The sequence below is a fragment of the Shewanella sp. SM55 genome (genome assembly GCF_025654025.1).
GTDB lineage: Bacteria > Pseudomonadota > Gammaproteobacteria > Enterobacterales > Shewanellaceae > Shewanella > Shewanella oncorhynchi.
The window spans coordinates 43073-57797 of sequence record NZ_JAKKRS010000018.1 but is presented as its reverse complement, the minus strand read 5'-3'; the positions used below and the strand labels follow the sequence as shown (position 1 = coordinate 57797).

12 protein-coding genes are annotated in these 14725 nt (G+C 46.2%); 5 read left to right on the top strand and 7 right to left on the bottom strand.

Annotated elements, in window-relative coordinates:
• Positions 1–117 precede the first annotated feature (117 nt).
• The 3 genes from L5L91_RS19420 to fadB all read right to left on the bottom strand — a co-directional run bounded on the left by L5L91_RS19420 (position 118) and on the right by fadB (position 4865).
• Positions 118–1284: a diguanylate cyclase domain-containing protein gene (locus L5L91_RS19420; RefSeq protein WP_105250818.1), complete on the bottom strand. Its 1167-nt coding sequence runs from the start codon at positions 1282–1284 to the stop codon at positions 118–120.
• 244 nt (positions 1285–1528) lie between these two features.
• Complete coding sequence (gene fadA / locus L5L91_RS19415) at positions 1529–2692, bottom strand: acetyl-CoA C-acyltransferase FadA (protein ID WP_006083808.1); 1164 nt, start codon at positions 2690–2692, stop codon at positions 1529–1531.
• Between the two features lie 22 nt (positions 2693–2714).
• Entirely contained in the window at positions 2715–4865 is a 2151-nt protein-coding gene (fadB, locus tag L5L91_RS19410; RefSeq protein WP_263148664.1) for a fatty acid oxidation complex subunit alpha FadB, read from the bottom strand.
• Between the two features lie 477 nt (positions 4866–5342).
• Here fadB and pepQ point away from each other — a divergent pair, with 477 nt between their 5' ends.
• The 4 genes from pepQ (at position 5343) to hemG (L5L91_RS19390) (ending at position 9369) form a co-directional block, all read left to right on the top strand.
• Complete coding sequence (pepQ, locus tag L5L91_RS19405; protein ID WP_131524504.1) at positions 5343–6665, top strand: Xaa-Pro dipeptidase; 1323 nt, start codon at positions 5343–5345, stop codon at positions 6663–6665.
• A 27-nt stretch (positions 6666–6692) separates the two neighbouring features.
• Entirely contained in the window at positions 6693–7307 is a 615-nt protein-coding gene (locus tag L5L91_RS19400) for a YigZ family protein (protein WP_263164804.1), read from the top strand.
• A 77-nt stretch (positions 7308–7384) separates the two neighbouring features.
• On the top strand, positions 7385–8842 hold the full coding sequence (locus L5L91_RS19395; RefSeq protein ID WP_105250821.1) for a TrkH family potassium uptake protein: 1458 nt from the start codon (positions 7385–7387) through the stop codon (positions 8840–8842).
• Positions 8843–8844: 2 nt separating this feature from the next.
• Positions 8845–9369: a menaquinone-dependent protoporphyrinogen IX dehydrogenase gene (hemG, locus tag L5L91_RS19390; RefSeq protein ID WP_263164802.1), complete on the top strand. Its 525-nt coding sequence runs from the start codon at positions 8845–8847 to the stop codon at positions 9367–9369.
• A gap of 63 nt (positions 9370–9432) precedes the next feature.
• Here the strand turns inward: hemG (L5L91_RS19390) and L5L91_RS19385 are convergent, their stop codons facing one another.
• A complete protein-coding gene (locus L5L91_RS19385) occupies positions 9433–9741 on the bottom strand; it encodes an ArsR/SmtB family transcription factor (RefSeq protein WP_105250823.1) in 309 nt (102 codons plus the stop codon).
• Between the two features lie 199 nt (positions 9742–9940).
• Between L5L91_RS19385 and hemG (L5L91_RS19380) the strand changes: the two genes are divergently transcribed.
• A complete protein-coding gene (hemG, locus tag L5L91_RS19380) occupies positions 9941–10495 on the top strand; it encodes a menaquinone-dependent protoporphyrinogen IX dehydrogenase (protein ID WP_105250824.1) in 555 nt (184 codons plus the stop codon).
• 54 nt (positions 10496–10549) lie between these two features.
• On the opposite strand, the gene L5L91_RS19375 is transcribed toward hemG (L5L91_RS19380), so the two are convergent.
• Genes L5L91_RS19375 through rsmB form a run of 3 tightly spaced genes read right to left on the bottom strand, consistent with a single transcriptional unit; the run spans position 10550 to position 14724 of the window.
• Positions 10550–11992, bottom strand: a complete 1443-nt coding sequence (locus tag L5L91_RS19375) for a TrkH family potassium uptake protein (RefSeq protein WP_263237450.1) — start codon at positions 11990–11992, stop codon at positions 10550–10552.
• A gap of 20 nt (positions 11993–12012) precedes the next feature.
• Positions 12013–13422, bottom strand: a complete 1410-nt coding sequence (gene trkA / locus L5L91_RS19370) for a Trk system potassium transporter TrkA (RefSeq protein WP_105250826.1) — start codon at positions 13420–13422, stop codon at positions 12013–12015.
• A 15-nt stretch (positions 13423–13437) separates the two neighbouring features.
• Entirely contained in the window at positions 13438–14724 is a 1287-nt protein-coding gene (rsmB, locus tag L5L91_RS19365; RefSeq protein ID WP_263183819.1) for a 16S rRNA (cytosine(967)-C(5))-methyltransferase RsmB, read from the bottom strand.
• Between the last annotated feature and the right edge of the window lies 1 nt (position 14725).

Sequence of the window (14725 nt, the reverse complement as noted above, 5' to 3'; positions counted from 1 at the left end):
AACCAAGTTGGTGGTCTTAATTTGTGATGTGGTTTGATTGGTGTGCTTTTTGTCGTTACCAAAGCTAGAGATAAAATGTTCCACGTGGAACAAACTTATGGCTTATGATAATTAACATTACTCAACGGCTTTATCAGCAGCGCTTTGAGATTGAGAGATTGGATGGATGACAGCTGTACTATTCTCTGGTGCTAAATCATTTGCAGCTGCCATAGTTTGTTGCTGCAATTTGGACGCCCGTTTGTAGCTATACATTTTTTGATCGGCTTTATGAATTAAGCTATTGGCTTCTTCATATTCATAGGGGCCAGTATCTGTAATGCCAAAGCTTAAGGAAATATTGTTTAGACTGAGTTTTATTTTTTGATTAAACCGAGTGATGAAATTCTCGCGAGCTTGTTCCTCACGACAATTAGGCATGATGATACAGAACTCATCTCCACCATATCGAAAACAATGATCTTCAGCACGAGTGGTTTCTTTAATCGCTTTTGCGACAGCACAAAGTACTTCATCACCTGATCTATGGCCTTGAGTGTCATTAAATAATTTAAAATCATCTACATCTAAGTAGATGACACATACTGGCTCGGCGCGTCTTTGGGCTGCTCTGAGTATGCGAGTTGCGGTTTCTTGTAAGTGCCTTACGTTGAGCAAACCTGTTAAGGGATCGGTTTGCGAGAGTTCTTCTAACTGCTGGGTCCGCTCTTTGACTTTGCTTTCCATGCTTTGGGCATATTTCTCAGCCTTATCTTTAGCGTTCTCAATCTCGGAGACTAAGCTGCGAATATAAGTATCGAATACTAGTGTGACATCAAACAGCACGAGTTTATCAATTGCGGCTCGAATACGTTCGGCTTGACGTACATCTTGTACTGAGCCGTTGATCACTGCATAGATCAACTCCTTGAGTGTGTGTACCGCAGACAGGTAAAGTTTGGGCTCAACACCAATGCGTTTATGGACTAAACCAATCCGTAGGCGATTGTTTACGTACTCAAGATCATAAACACCATTAAATAAATCAAGCACATATCTTCTCTGTGCGGTACGCAGGCGGGCAAGGGTGTCTGAGTCTCCAATCAAGAGCGCAATTTCTGACACACTGGTTTGTAAGCCGTAAAAGTCATCGACGATTTTATCGATGTTTTCTTCGATGATAGGCTTAAAGGATTGCAGGGCCTTTACATCTCCCCCAGTAAAAGAGAAGAGCGCTTTACGAGACTCGATCTCCAGCTCAGTGATCCGCATTTGTTCGAAAAGTGTCTGTTCCGTTTGTAGCATCAGGCATTCCTCTGGTAAAACAACGAATTGCATCCTTGCACTACACTGCCTAGATTTGGCTGATGATTGCTTGCCTGTTGTCGTCCACAATAGCCAGTAATGCCCTTGTAGTTAAGTCGATAACGGACTGATTTTCAAATGAACAGCAGAAGAAATGAGAAATATTAATATTTACGATGGCAGAATATTTGGCATAAAAAAAACCGGAACAAGTTCCGGCTTTGATAATTATTCGATTAACGAATTAAACACGTTCGAACACAGTGGCGATACCTTGGCCTAAACCAATACACATGGTCGCTAAACCTAAGGTCGCGTCTTTGTCTTCCATCAAGTTGATCAGCGTCGTAGAGATACGCGCACCTGAACAACCCAGTGGGTGACCTAATGCAATCGCACCGCCGTTGAGGTTGATTTTGTCGTCAACCACATCCGCTAAGCCTAAATCTTTTACACAAGGTAAAGACTGAGCTGCAAATGCTTCGTTCAGTTCAATCACATCTAAATCGGCAACTGTGATACCGGCACGAGCCAGCGCTTTTTGCGTGGCTGGCACTGGGCCGTAACCCATGATAGCCGCATCACAACCCGCAACCGCCATAGAGCGAATACGTGCACGAATTGGTAAGCCAAGTGCGCGCGCTTTAGATTCTTCCATGATTAACATGGCTGAAGCGCCATCAGATAGTGCAGAAGAAGTACCCGCAGTGACAGTACCGTTGACTGGATCAAATACCGGACGCAGTGCTGCTAGAGATTCCATTGTGGTTTCTGGGCGGATCACTTCGTCTTGGAGGACTTTAATTAAGGCACCGTTAGCATCGTGACCTTCAATGCCATAGATTTCCTTAGCAAAACGGCCTTCAACTGTGGCTGCATAAGCGCGTTGATGAGAACGTACCGCAAAAGCATCTTGCTGCTCACGGGTAATACCGTGCAATTTACCCAGCATTTCAGCCGTTAACCCCATCATGCCAGAGGCTTTTGCCACGTTATTAGCAAGACCAGGGTGGAAGTCGACACCATGGCTCATAGGTACATGGCCCATGTGCTCTACGCCACCAATAATAAAGGTGTCGCCCATGCCAGTCATAATCGCACGCGCTGCTTGATGGATAGCATCCATTGACGAACCACATAGGCGGTTAACCGTCACAGCGCCAGCTGTCTTTGGAATGCCGGCTAATAGTGAAGCATTACGGGCAATGTTGAAGCCTTGCTCTAGGGTTTGTTGCACACAACCCCAAATCACGTCTTCAATCAGGTTTGGGTCGAGTTGCGGATTACGCAGCAACAGACCTTTCATCAATTCGGCAGACAGAGTTTCTGCACGTACATTACGAAATACGCCAGCCTTTGAGCGGCCCATCGGAGTACGGATGCAGTCTACGATAACAGCTTGTTTCATGATTAAATTCCTTTCCCGCTAATTAGGCTTGGTAGTAGCTACCGTTATTGGCTGCTAATGTACGCATCGCATCTGTGACTTGATACAGACCGCCCAAGTGAGCATATTTGTCTGCTAAGGCTACAAAGTTTGCTACACCCATGGTATCCAAGTAACGGAACACGCCGCCTCTGAATGGTGGGAAACCTAAGCCATAAACTAGGCCCATATCCGCTTCGGCAGGTGATGCGACAATACCTTCTTCTAAACAGCGCACGGTTTCGATGATCATAGGGATCATTGTACGGGCAATAATGTCATCGGCTTCAAAGGTTTTTAACTCGCCAAAGGCATCTTTCAATAGGCCGTAGCTCGTTGGATCGACATCTTTCTTCGGTTTACCACGGCTATCGACTGAATAGACATAGAAACCTTTGCCATTTTTCTGGCCAAGACGTTTGTTCTCAAACATCACATCAATCGCATCAGTGCCTGATTTACCCATGCGATCAGGGAAACCTTCAGCCATAACGGCTTGGGCGTGATGACCTGTGTCTAAACCCACTACGTCGAGCAGGTAAGCAGGGCCCATTGGCCAACCGAATTGTTTTTCCATTACTTTGTCGATTGCAGCAAAGTCGCCACCTTCGGCAAGTAAGCCGTTAAAGCCTGCAAAGTAAGGGAAGAGTACGCGGTTAACGAAGAAGCCTGGGCAATCGTTTACCACGATTGGGGTTTTGCCCATTTTGCTGGCGTAAGCCACAACAGAGGCGATGGTTTCTTCAGAACTGTGCTCACCACGGATAACTTCGACCAACGGCATTTTGTGCACTGGGTTGAAGAAATGCATACCGCAGAAACGCTCAGGTTTCTTCATGCTCTTAGCGAGCAAGTTGATTGAAATCGTTGAGGTGTTTGACGCGATAATTGCATCTTCACTCACATAGCCTTCAACTTCGGCTAAAACCTGTGCTTTAATTTTTGGATGTTCAACAACGGCTTCAACGACGACATCACTGTGTTTGAGCGCAGCATAATCTAATGAAGGCGTGATGTTGTTCAGCACTTTGGCCATTTTTTCTGGCGTTGAACGACCACGAGCAACTTGGGCAGACAGCAGTTTGGCGGCTTCATTGAGGCCTAAATCTAATGCTGGCTGGGCAATGTCTTTCATGACAATCGGTGTGCCTTTGCTGGCGCTTTGGTAGGCGATACCGCCGCCCATAATGCCAGCACCTAATACGGCAGCGTTTTTCACTTCTTTGGCTAATTTACCCGCTTTTTTCGCTTTGCCTTTAACGAATTGATCATTAAGGAAGATACCGATAAGCGCTTTAGCAACGTCAGTTTTAGCCAGTTTGATAAAGGCTTGATGCTCGATTTGCAGTGCTTCGGTGCGGCCTTTAGTCGATGCTTGCTCAATCACGCTTACTGCGGCCATTGGTGCTGGGTAGTGTTTACCCGCAACAGCAAACACCATGCCTTTAGCAGTGGTGAATGACATCATAGCTTCGAGTTTTGGCAGCGTTAGGGCAGACAGCTTGCGGTTACGACGCGCTTGCCAATCGAGCTTTTCAGCAACAGCATCTTTGAGCATTTGAATCGCAGCCGCTTCTAATGCTTCTGGCGCAACCACAGCATCCACAGCACCGACTTTCAGTGCATCTTCAGCGCGTTGGTCGTTACCAGTGGTGATCCATTCAAGTGCGTTATCTGCACCAATCACACGTGGCAGACGAACTGTGCCGCCAAAGCCTGGGATGATGCCGAGTTTAGTTTCAGGTAAACCGATTTTGGCTGTGGTATCTGCGATACGAAAATCCGTTGCCAGAATGGTTTCACAGCCGCCACCTAAGGCAAAGCCTTTGATTGCAGATGCGGTTGGGAAAGGTAAGTCTTCGAGTTTGTTGAAGACAGCGTTGGCTTGTTCAACCCAAGAGAGCAGTACGGCGTCATCTTGTGCGAATAGGCCTAAAAATTCGGTAATGTCGGCACCCACAATAAAGGTATCTTTACTTGAGGTCAGCACTAACGCTTTGATATTGGAATTTTGCTTGATGCTGTCTAATGCGGCATCGAGCGAAGCGAGGGTTTCTCTGTCGAATTTGTTCACCGAACCGGGTGCGTTAAAGCACAGCTTGGCAATATTATCCTCGAGTAACTCAACTTGAATTGTAGGACTTTGGTAGATCATTGCTTGCTTCCTTTTGGCTTAAAAGTGATACCCACCATTATGTGTTGGTGCTAGTACGACTCTCTATCTCACAGCAGCTTCGGCCATCATTTGACCAGTTGTGTGCCAGTGTGCTTCGAAATTCGATAAATTACAACACCCAATTTAAACGACTGTTTAATTTCTTGTCGGCTAGAGTGATTTTTCACCTTTGTGATACACTGCACAGAGTGTAGAACACCTAGAATGCGTTAAATCACTTTGCAGATAAATAGGTCTTTGTGGCTGTTTTCCTTAGACGTTTAAACGCTGTAGCCATGCTAGGGTTGAATAGAATTATTAAAAATAATCATGATGTTATCGCTTTAATGTTCTTTATTCAGCAGCCATGTATTTTAGATTGAGTGACTGTTGAATCTGTTGTTCATGATCAGATTAAGATTATGTGGGCAAATTTGGCTCATAATATTAACTTTTATTCATTGCAGGAGATGACAAATGGATCAGTTGGCTCATCACTATCGTGCCCATATTGCCGAGTTAAACCGCCGAGTCGCAGAGATTTTGTCTCGAGAAGCCTTGTCTGGTTTAGTGATCCATTCGGGTCAGCCGCATCGGATGTTTTTGGATGATATCAATTATCCCTTTAAAGCAAACCCGCACTTCAAGGCATGGTTGCCAGTGTTGGATAATCCGAATTGCTGGTTAGTCGTCAATGGTCGCGATAAGCCGCAGCTGATTTTTTATCGTCCTGTGGATTTTTGGCACAAAGTATCCGATGTGCCGGATATGTTCTGGACCGAGCATTTTGATATTAAGCTGTTAACTAAGGCCGATAAGGTCGCTGAACTGTTGCCCAAAGACACTGTTAATTGGGCTTATTTGGGCGAGCATTTAGATGTAGCCGAAGTGCTGGGTTTTACCAGTCGCAATCCTGATGCTGTGATGAGCTATTTGCATTACCACAGAACCACTAAAACTGAATATGAGCTGGAATGTATGCGCCGCGCCAACCAAATTGCGGTGCAGGGACATTTGGCTGCTAAAAATGCGTTTTATAACGGTGCGAGTGAGTTCGAGATCCAACAGCATTATTTATCTGCCGTGGGCCAGAGCGAAAATGAAGTGCCCTACGGCAATATTATCGCTCTTAATCAAAATGCGGCGATTTTGCATTACACCGCGCTTGAGCATCAAAGCCCTGCGAAACGTTTGTCTTTTCTTATTGATGCGGGCGCGAGTTACTTTGGCTATGCGTCTGATATCACTAGAACCTATGCATTTGAGAAGAATCGTTTCGATGAGTTGATCGCTGCGATGAATAAGGCGCAGCTGGAGCTTATCGACATGATGCGCCCTGGCGTTCGTTATCCTGATTTACACTTAGCGACTCACGCTAAAGTCGCGCAAATGCTATTGGATTTTGATTTAGCCACGGGTGATGCCCAAGGTTTGGTTGATCAAGGCATTACCAGTGCTTTCTTCCCCCATGGTTTAGGCCACATGTTAGGTTTACAAGTACATGATGTGGGTGGCTTCTCCCACGATGAGCGCGGTACCCATATCGCGGCACCCGAGGCCCATCCATTCCTACGTTGCACCCGCATTTTAGCGCCAAACCAAGTGCTGACCATGGAACCTGGATTATACATCATAGATACTTTGCTCAATGAGCTTAAACAAGATAGTCGTGGCCAACAGATTAACTGGCAAACGATTGATGAGTTAAGGCCTTTTGGCGGTATTCGTATCGAAGATAACGTCATAGTGCATCAAGATAGAAACGAGAATATGACCCGTGAGCTCGGCTTAGCCGATTGATGTTTGAAAATAGATTAGGGCGAATTCGTGCTCGAAAGTTATAACGTTCCCTGTGATGAAATCGTCATTGAAGAAGAGATAAAGCATAGTCGCTTTATCTCTTTTCTCTTTCATTGCGATAGTGTCGATAAATTAAAGTTAGTACTTACTGACATCAAGCGTGACTATCCCGGCGCAAGCCACTATTGCTCAGCTTTTGTTGCTGGCGCACCGGATGATAGCGTCTTGATTGGTTCGAGTGATGACGGTGAGCCTGCTGGCAGTGCAGGTCGCCCTATGTTAGCTGTGTTGCAAGGGGCACATATTGGCGAAGTTGGCGCCGTTGTCGTGCGTTACTATGGCGGTACTAAGTTAGGCGTAGGTGGACTCGTTCGGGCTTATACGTCGGGCTTAAGGCAAGGCTTGATTCAATTACCGACGCGACTCAAACAGTTACGGTATCCCGCCAAGTTGCATTGTGATTATGCGCAGCTGCGCGATGTCGAGCATCTATTACAGCAAGTGGATGCCGTGATCATCGATAAGCAATTTGCCGCAGCGGTCGATATTGTGTTTGAGATAGGGCGAGAGCAACAGGTATGGCTTTGTGAGTCGCTGGCGACACTGAGTCAAGGAAGTTTGAGGCCCGAGTTTGATCTGTGATGCCTGCGTAAATTATGCCAAAATAGCCCAAATGCTGAAAATACCTTTACAGCCAATGGAATAATTGAACTCGCGTAATGCAATATAAAACCATAATTAGAATCATAGGCCTGCTGATTGGTTTATTTTCAATCACTATGCTGCCACCAGCACTGATCGCTGTTTGGTATAACGATGGCGGCGGCACGGCGTTTATGCAGGCATTTTTTGTTAGCCTATTTATTGGTTTTTGGCTCTGGTATCCGAACCGCCACTGCAAAGAAGAATTGCGTACGCGAGAGGGCTTCCTGATTGTCGTGCTGTTCTGGACTGTACTGGGTTCTATTGGTGCCTTGCCGTTTATCTTTTCGAGTCAGCCAGACTTAAGCTGGACAGACAGCTTCTTTGAATCTTTTTCTGCGTTAACCACCACCGGAGCCACTGTCATTGTCGGGCTCGATTTTTTACCTAAGGCCATTTTGTTTTACCGCCATATGCTGCAATGGCTTGGCGGCATGGGGATTATTGTGCTCGCTGTGGCTATTTTACCTGTGCTCGGAGTGGGAGGAATGCAGCTTTATCGCGCAGAAATTCCGGGGCCAGTGAAAGACAGTAAGATGACCCCGCGGATAGCCGAAACCGCTAAAGCACTGTGGTATATCTATTTACTGCTAACGATTTCCTGCGCGACGGCTTATTGGTGGGCGGGCATGAGTATTTTTGACGCCATTTGTCATTCATTTTCGACCATAGCCATCGGAGGTTTTTCGACCCACGATGCCAGTATGGGCTATTTCGATAGTCCTACTATTAATCTTATTTGTGTGTTCTTTTTAATTGTTTCTGCGGTTAACTTTAGCGTGCATTTTGCGGCATTCTCACGACGTGGGATTAACGTTAGAGTCTATTTTAAAGATGCTGAATTTAAGATGCTGGTGGCGATTCAACTTATTCTCACAGCGATTTGTTTCTTCACGCTTTATCGTTCTGGTATTTATGATTCGCCAGAAGAAACCTTAGATCATGCTTTATTTCAGGCTGTCTCAGTTGCCACTACGGCTGGATTTGGCACTGATAGCTTCCATCTGTGGCCATTATTTTTACCCATACTATTAATGTTTTCGAGTTTTATCGGTGGTTGTGGTGGCTCAACTGCGGGTGGGATTAAGGTCATTCGAGTAATTTTACTGCTGCTACAGGGTTCACGTGAATTGAAACGACTTGTTCACCCTAAGGCAATGTTTTCGATTAGGATTGGCTCTAAAGCCTTACCCGACCGTGTGGTTGATGCTGTTTGGGGATTCTTTTCTGCCTATGCGCTGGTGTTTGTGATTTGTATGCTTGCACTCATGGCGATGGGATTAGATGATATTACGGCTTTTAGTGCTACGGCGGCATGCTTAAACAACTTAGGCCCAGGTTTAGGTGAGGTAGCGAGCAATTATGCCAGTATTGGTGATGGAGCCAAGTGGGTATTGGTCGTGGCTATGCTGTTTGGTCGCCTCGAAGTATTTACCTTACTGATTTTGTTTACGCCAACTTTTTGGAAGAATTAATCATGCAGACGTTAATAATCTATTCGACGATAGATGGCCAAACATTGGCAATTTGCCAAAAAATGAAGTCGATTTCTGAACAGGCGGGAGAGCAGGTTTCGCTCGCCACATTAGAGCAGGCGGAAGCGTTGAGCTTAGTGGATTTTGATAAAGTGCTGATTGGTGCCAGTATTCGCTATGGTAAGCATAGACCAGAGCTTTATCAGTATGTGAATCGCCACCATGCTGTGCTAGATACTAAGATTAATGGTTTTTTTACCGTTAACGTAGTGGCGCGCAAACCCTTAAAAAATACGCCTGAAACCAATCCTTATATGCAAAAGTTTCTCAAGCTTTCACTGTGGCAACCCCAGCTGTTAGAAGTGTTTGCGGGCAAGATTGATTACCCTAAATACGGTTTCTTCGACCGGACCATGATACGTTTTATCATGTGGTTGACTAAAGGGCCAACGGATATCACTGGCACTTTTGAGTTTACCGATTGGGTAAAAGTCGATGCCTTCGGTCACCGTTTTAGCCAACATTAAAAACCATTAAGCCCTAATCACTTGCAAGAGGTTAGGGCTTAAATTTAGGCTAATTTTGCAGTGTTAGGCCGCGCAGTAGCGGCTATGCAGAATTGAAATCACTTGGGTGACTTGCTCGTTCTTGAGTTTATAGTAAACAATCTGCGAGCTCTTACGGGTATCCACGAGATCTTCTGCGCGTAATACGGCTAAATGCTGGGATAGGGCCGACTGGCTTAATGGCACTGTGGCGTTGAGCTCGGTTACGCTCAACTCTTTGTCTAGTAATAGACATAAAATCATTAGGCGATAAGGGTTCGCTATGGCCTTGAGCCATTTAGCCGCACTTTCCGCATTAGTTACCATTGCATCTACATCTATATCATTTTGCATAAGGTCACTCACTTTATCGCTTTTGATTAGATAATTCTAATTGAACACATGTGTTTACGCAATCATACTGCTCGGCAATGCAGATCTCAATTTTTGCATCTCAGAATATGAGATACGACTGATTTGTGATCCTATCAGAGGTTTATTTAACGTAACCTTGCCACAATGGTGGTATTACTCAGTGGATCGGAAATTGCCTATGACACGCGTCCTCGTACTTTATTTTACCCGTGGTGGCCATACGGCCAAGATTGCCAGTGCAATTGCCGAGCAATTAAGATTTCGTGACGCTAAGGTTGACCTCATCGATATCAACAGTGCTGCTGCGACTTGTATTAATTGGCCTGATTATGATGTCGTTGCCTTAGGTGCCTGCGTGCTTTATGGCACCTATGATAAGAGCGTATTTCAATTTATTGAGCAGCATGCACAGGCTCTGGGCGCATTGCCAAACAGTTTTTTCTGCGTCAATGTTGTGGCGAGAAATCCTGAAAAACGTATCCCTGCAAATAATAAATATCTGCAAAAGTTCATTGCGTTATCTCCATGGACGCCTGCTGATCTTAAAATTATTGCGGGCAAAGTGGATTATCCTTCATGGCCTTGGTATGACAGATTGGCGATTCAGTTGATTATGAAGATGACTAAAGGCCCAACTGATCCTAAGTCAGTTATCGATTATACCGACTGGGCAGATGTGAAAGTCTATGCTGATCATCTGTTGGAATTAGCTGACGTTACTGCAACTGCTTAATAAAAAAGGCGCTTAACAAGTTAAGCGCCTTTTTAGTATTCAATCTCTACTGAATTAGTACTTCCAGAAACTCGGGTGGAACAACACCGCCACGGTTAAGATTTCTAAACGACCGAGGAGCATGCCGAGTGACAACGCCCATTTAGCGACATCGGGTAGCGTTGAGAAGTTACCTACAGGGCCAATAATCGGGCCTAAACCAGGGCCAACGTTAGTGACTGCCGTAATCGCGCCCGTGAAACTGGTCATAGGATCGAGACCCGTGAGCACTAAAATCACTGACAAGCCTACAATCACCATCACAAACAGCAGTACGAAAGTGATCAGAGAGCGCACGATATCATCACTGATGATGCGGTTGTTGTAACGTTCCCTAAAGATACCGTTTGGATGACATTGCTGTTTCAATTGCTCGCGCATAATGGCCCCAGCAATTTGAAAACGGAAGATCTTAATCCCGCCCGAAGTGGAGCCAGAGCAACTACCGACAAACATTAAAAACAGGAAGGCGATATTGGCAAAGGCGCCCCAAGCACCGTAGTCCGTTAAGCCATAACCTGTAGTGGTGACTACCGATACCACGTTAAAGCTGGATAAACGCAGTGCATCTAGAAGCTCAATGTCGCGGGTTTGCCACAGCCAGAAGCCAATAGAACAAGATACAAAGGTGAGGAAAAATAAGAAGCCTTTGACCTGAGCATCGTTCCAAATCCGTAGATCCCTTTGCTGTATGGTTTGTACAAACATGAGAAGTGGCAAACCACCTGCTGCCATAAAGAAAATCCCAACCCAGTGTGCAGAGTTGGAGAACGCCGCCATTGAGCTATCTGAGGTCGAGTAGCCACCAGTCGAGAGGGTGGTCATTGCATGATTGATGGCCTGAAACCAAGTCATTCCCGCCAGATGATAGGCAACACAGCAGATACTCGTTAGTAAAATATATATAAAAAATAAATGCTTAGCCATACTTTGGGTGCGAGGTACTGCTTTATCGCTCCAATCGGATGATTCAGTGCGGAATAGCCGCATCCCGCCGACGTTTAAGAAGGGTAGAATCGCCACCGCCATTACGATAAAACCAATCCCACCTAGCCATTGCAATAAAGAGCGCCAGATTAAGATACTGTGATCCATAGTATCCAACCCTGAGAGTACAGTAGAACCTGTGGTCGTGATGCCGGACATGGTTTCAAAGAAGGCGTCGGTATAACCAATACCGTGATAAAGGGTAAATGGCATGGCCGCGAATAGGCTTACGATCAACCACGTTAGGCTGGTTAGCAGGAACATATCGCGGATATTGAGGTTAATGCTTTTGCTTTGGCCATTGTGTAAACACAGGCTTGAGCTAATGCCTGTGACTAATGCCGACACCATAAAAGAGCCCACAGTTTCCTCACCTTTGTATGCGGCGAGGAGCAGTGGGATCAGCATGAAAGCTGTCAGCATGGACAAAAACAGCCCTAAAATAAACAATAGCGGTCTAAAGTTCAGCATAAGTTGGCTTACTAAGGTTCTTAGAAGAAGAAAGCACTTGGTTGGAAAAGCTTCTCGACTTCGCCGACAAACTTTTTATTCACTAAGAACAAGATCACGTGATCCCCTTGCTCTATCACGGTTTTGTCGTGGGCCATCAGCACTTCATCATTGCGGACAATGGCACCAATCGTTGTCCCCGGTGGCAACTTAATATCACCAATGGCTTTGCCAACGACTTTAGAAGTACTGGCATCTCCGTGGGCAATGGCTTCAATTGCCTCGGCCGCCCCACGACGTAGAGAGTAAACGTTACAGATATCACCCTGACGAATATGAGTTAATAGTGCCGAAATCGTCGCTTGTTGTGGTGAGATAGCAATATCGATGTTGGCTTCTTGCACTATATCCACATAGGCTTCGCGTTGAATAAGCACCATGACCTTTTTCGCGCCCATACGTTTTGCTAGCAGGGCGGACATAATATTGGCTTCGTCGTCATTGGTGACCGCAATAAATACGTCGGTTTGGTCTATGTGTTCTTCGAGCAGTAATTCTTGATCTGAGGCATCACCGCAGAACACTGTGGTATTTTCCAGCTGCTCCGATAAGGCTTCTGCACGTTCTAATTTATGCTCAATCAGTTTGACCGAGTGGGTGCGCTCAAGGCGTTTTGCTAAGCCTAGGCCTATGTTACCGCCACCGGCGATCATAATGTTGCGGTAGGAGTTATCGAGCTTTTGCATTTCGCTCATGACAGCGCGAATATGGCGACTGTCTGCAACGAAGAAGACTTCATCATCGGCTTCGATAATGGTCGTTCCGCGAGGCATAATAGCGCGGCCTTGGCGGAAGATCGCCGCGACCCGGGTATCAATATTGGGCATGTGTTCGCGAAGTGCCGCTAATGCATTCCCCACCAGAGGGCCGCCGTAATAGGCTCGAACAGCCACTAGGCTCAACCGGCCTTCAGCAAATTCAAGTACTTGCAATGCGCCTGGATATTCTACGAGTCGCTGGATGTAAGCGGTCACTAACTGTTCAGGGGCGATTAATTCATCGATCACGAAGCCGCCGCGGGGGCGACCATCGCTATTTTTGGTTTCACTGTCGATAAAGAGTTTATCGCGCATCGCCAAATACGGTTCTGAGCGGATACGGGCAATTTTAGTCGGCGTACCAAAAAGGGTATAGGCAATCTGGCAGGCAGCCATATTGCATTCATCACTATTGGTTACGGCGATAAGCATGTCGGCATCTTCTGCGCCTGCTTCTCTGAGCACATCAGGGTGAGCGGCATGGCCCGCTACGACGCGAAGGTCATATTTATCTTGCAGGGCGCGTAATCTGGATTTGTCATAATCGACAATGGTGATGTCATTGTTCTCACCCACCAAATTTTCGGCCAAGGTTCCCCCAACTTGACCCGCACCTAATATGATAATTTTCATGGCCTTGCTTACTTCCTAATCAGTCGCTTTCAATAAACGGGCATAATAAAACCCATCCATATTGTCTTGTCCTGGCGTGATTTGCCAACCTATATCCTGTGGCGAATTTTGCTGGGCAAGTGTGTCTAGCTTAGCATCTACCGTTCTATCTAAAAACGCACTGATCTGGTCGCGGTTTTCCTGCGGTAAAATCGAACAAGTGGCATAAAGAAGCGTGCCACCGGGTTTTAGCCACTTCCAGCAATGATCGAGAATTTGCTGTTGTAGTTCAGCCAACTCTTCGATGTCATGGTTTTTTCGCAACCATTTAATATCGGGATGGCGGCGGATAACTCCCGTGGCTGAGCAAGGCGCGTCCAGTAAGATACGATCAAATTGTCCGCCTTGCCACCATGAGTCTATGTTGGCCGCATCACCATGGATAAGCTCCGCTTTTAATGATAAGCGGTCAAGGTTCTGTTGCACACGCTCAAGGCGTTTGGCATCAAAATCAACAGCCACTAATTTGATACTCGGCTCAAGTTCGAGTAAGTGACAACTTTTGCCACCGGGTGCCGCGCAGGCATCGAGTATTAATTCATTCGCTTGCGGGGCTAGTAAGGTCGCCGCCCATTGTGCCGCGCCATCTTGCACTGATGCTGCACCTTCATGAAAGTGTGGCAGTGTGGCGACATCCTTTGGATGCGCTAGGAGAATGGCATCGGCACTGCTGCCTTCGCTCGCTTCAATGTCGATTTCGGCTAGGGCTGCGAGGTATTCGGCACGGCTCTGGGATAAGCGATTGTTACGCAGCCACATGGGCGGGCGTTCATGGCTTTGTTGAATGATGTCTTGCCATTGCTCGGGATAGGCTTCTTTTAAGCGCTTAATTAACCAAGCGGGTGTGTTATAGCTTAAGGTATCTGATCCAGTACTTAGTGGCGATAGCTGGCGCTGAATATTGCGCAGTACACCATTAACCACTTTGACCATGCCTTCAAATTTTAATTGGCGACAGGCTTCGGCGGTTTCTGAAATTGCGGCGTGGCTTGGAATACGAGTGAAGTACAGTTGATAGCAACCTACGATCAGTAGCTGGTGGATAATCCTTTGCTTACCTTTGAGTGGTTTCGCTAGGCATTCACTGATGCGTTTTTCTATTTGCGGCAGAGTGCGCATCACGCCGTAGCAGATCTCGGCAAGTAGGGCTTTATCTTTGCCACTGGCAAGATGTTTTTGTTGATCAGGCAATGCCACTGACAGTGACACGCCTTTTTCTAATACTTCGAAGATGGCTTTCGCAGCTAGCGCGCGCAAGTTCATG

Bases quoted from the DNA above. Each gene is read 5' to 3' on its own strand.
- L5L91_RS19420 (WP_105250818.1), bottom strand. From the start codon at position 1,284: ATGCTACAAACGGAACAGACACTTTTCGAACAAATGCGGATCACTGAG.
- fadA (WP_006083808.1), bottom strand. From the start codon at position 2,692: ATGAAACAAGCTGTTATCGTAGACTGCATCCGTACTCCGATGGGCCGC.
- fadB (WP_263148664.1), bottom strand. From the start codon at position 4,865: ATGATCTACCAAAGTCCTACAATTCAAGTTGAGTTACTCGAGGATAAT.
- pepQ (WP_131524504.1), top strand. From the start codon at position 5,343: ATGGATCAGTTGGCTCATCACTATCGTGCCCATATTGCCGAGTTAAAC.
- L5L91_RS19395 (WP_105250821.1), top strand. From the start codon at position 7,385: ATGCAATATAAAACCATAATTAGAATCATAGGCCTGCTGATTGGTTTA.
- hemG (WP_263164802.1), top strand. From the start codon at position 8,845: ATGCAGACGTTAATAATCTATTCGACGATAGATGGCCAAACATTGGCA.
- L5L91_RS19385 (WP_105250823.1), bottom strand. From the start codon at position 9,741: ATGCAAAATGATATAGATGTAGATGCAATGGTAACTAATGCGGAAAGT.
- hemG (WP_105250824.1), top strand. From the start codon at position 9,941: ATGACACGCGTCCTCGTACTTTATTTTACCCGTGGTGGCCATACGGCC.
- L5L91_RS19375 (WP_263237450.1), bottom strand. From the start codon at position 11,992: ATGCTGAACTTTAGACCGCTATTGTTTATTTTAGGGCTGTTTTTGTCC.
- trkA (WP_105250826.1), bottom strand. From the start codon at position 13,422: ATGAAAATTATCATATTAGGTGCGGGTCAAGTTGGGGGAACCTTGGCC.
- rsmB (WP_263183819.1), bottom strand. From the start codon at position 14,724: ATGAACTTGCGCGCGCTAGCTGCGAAAGCCATCTTCGAAGTATTAGAA.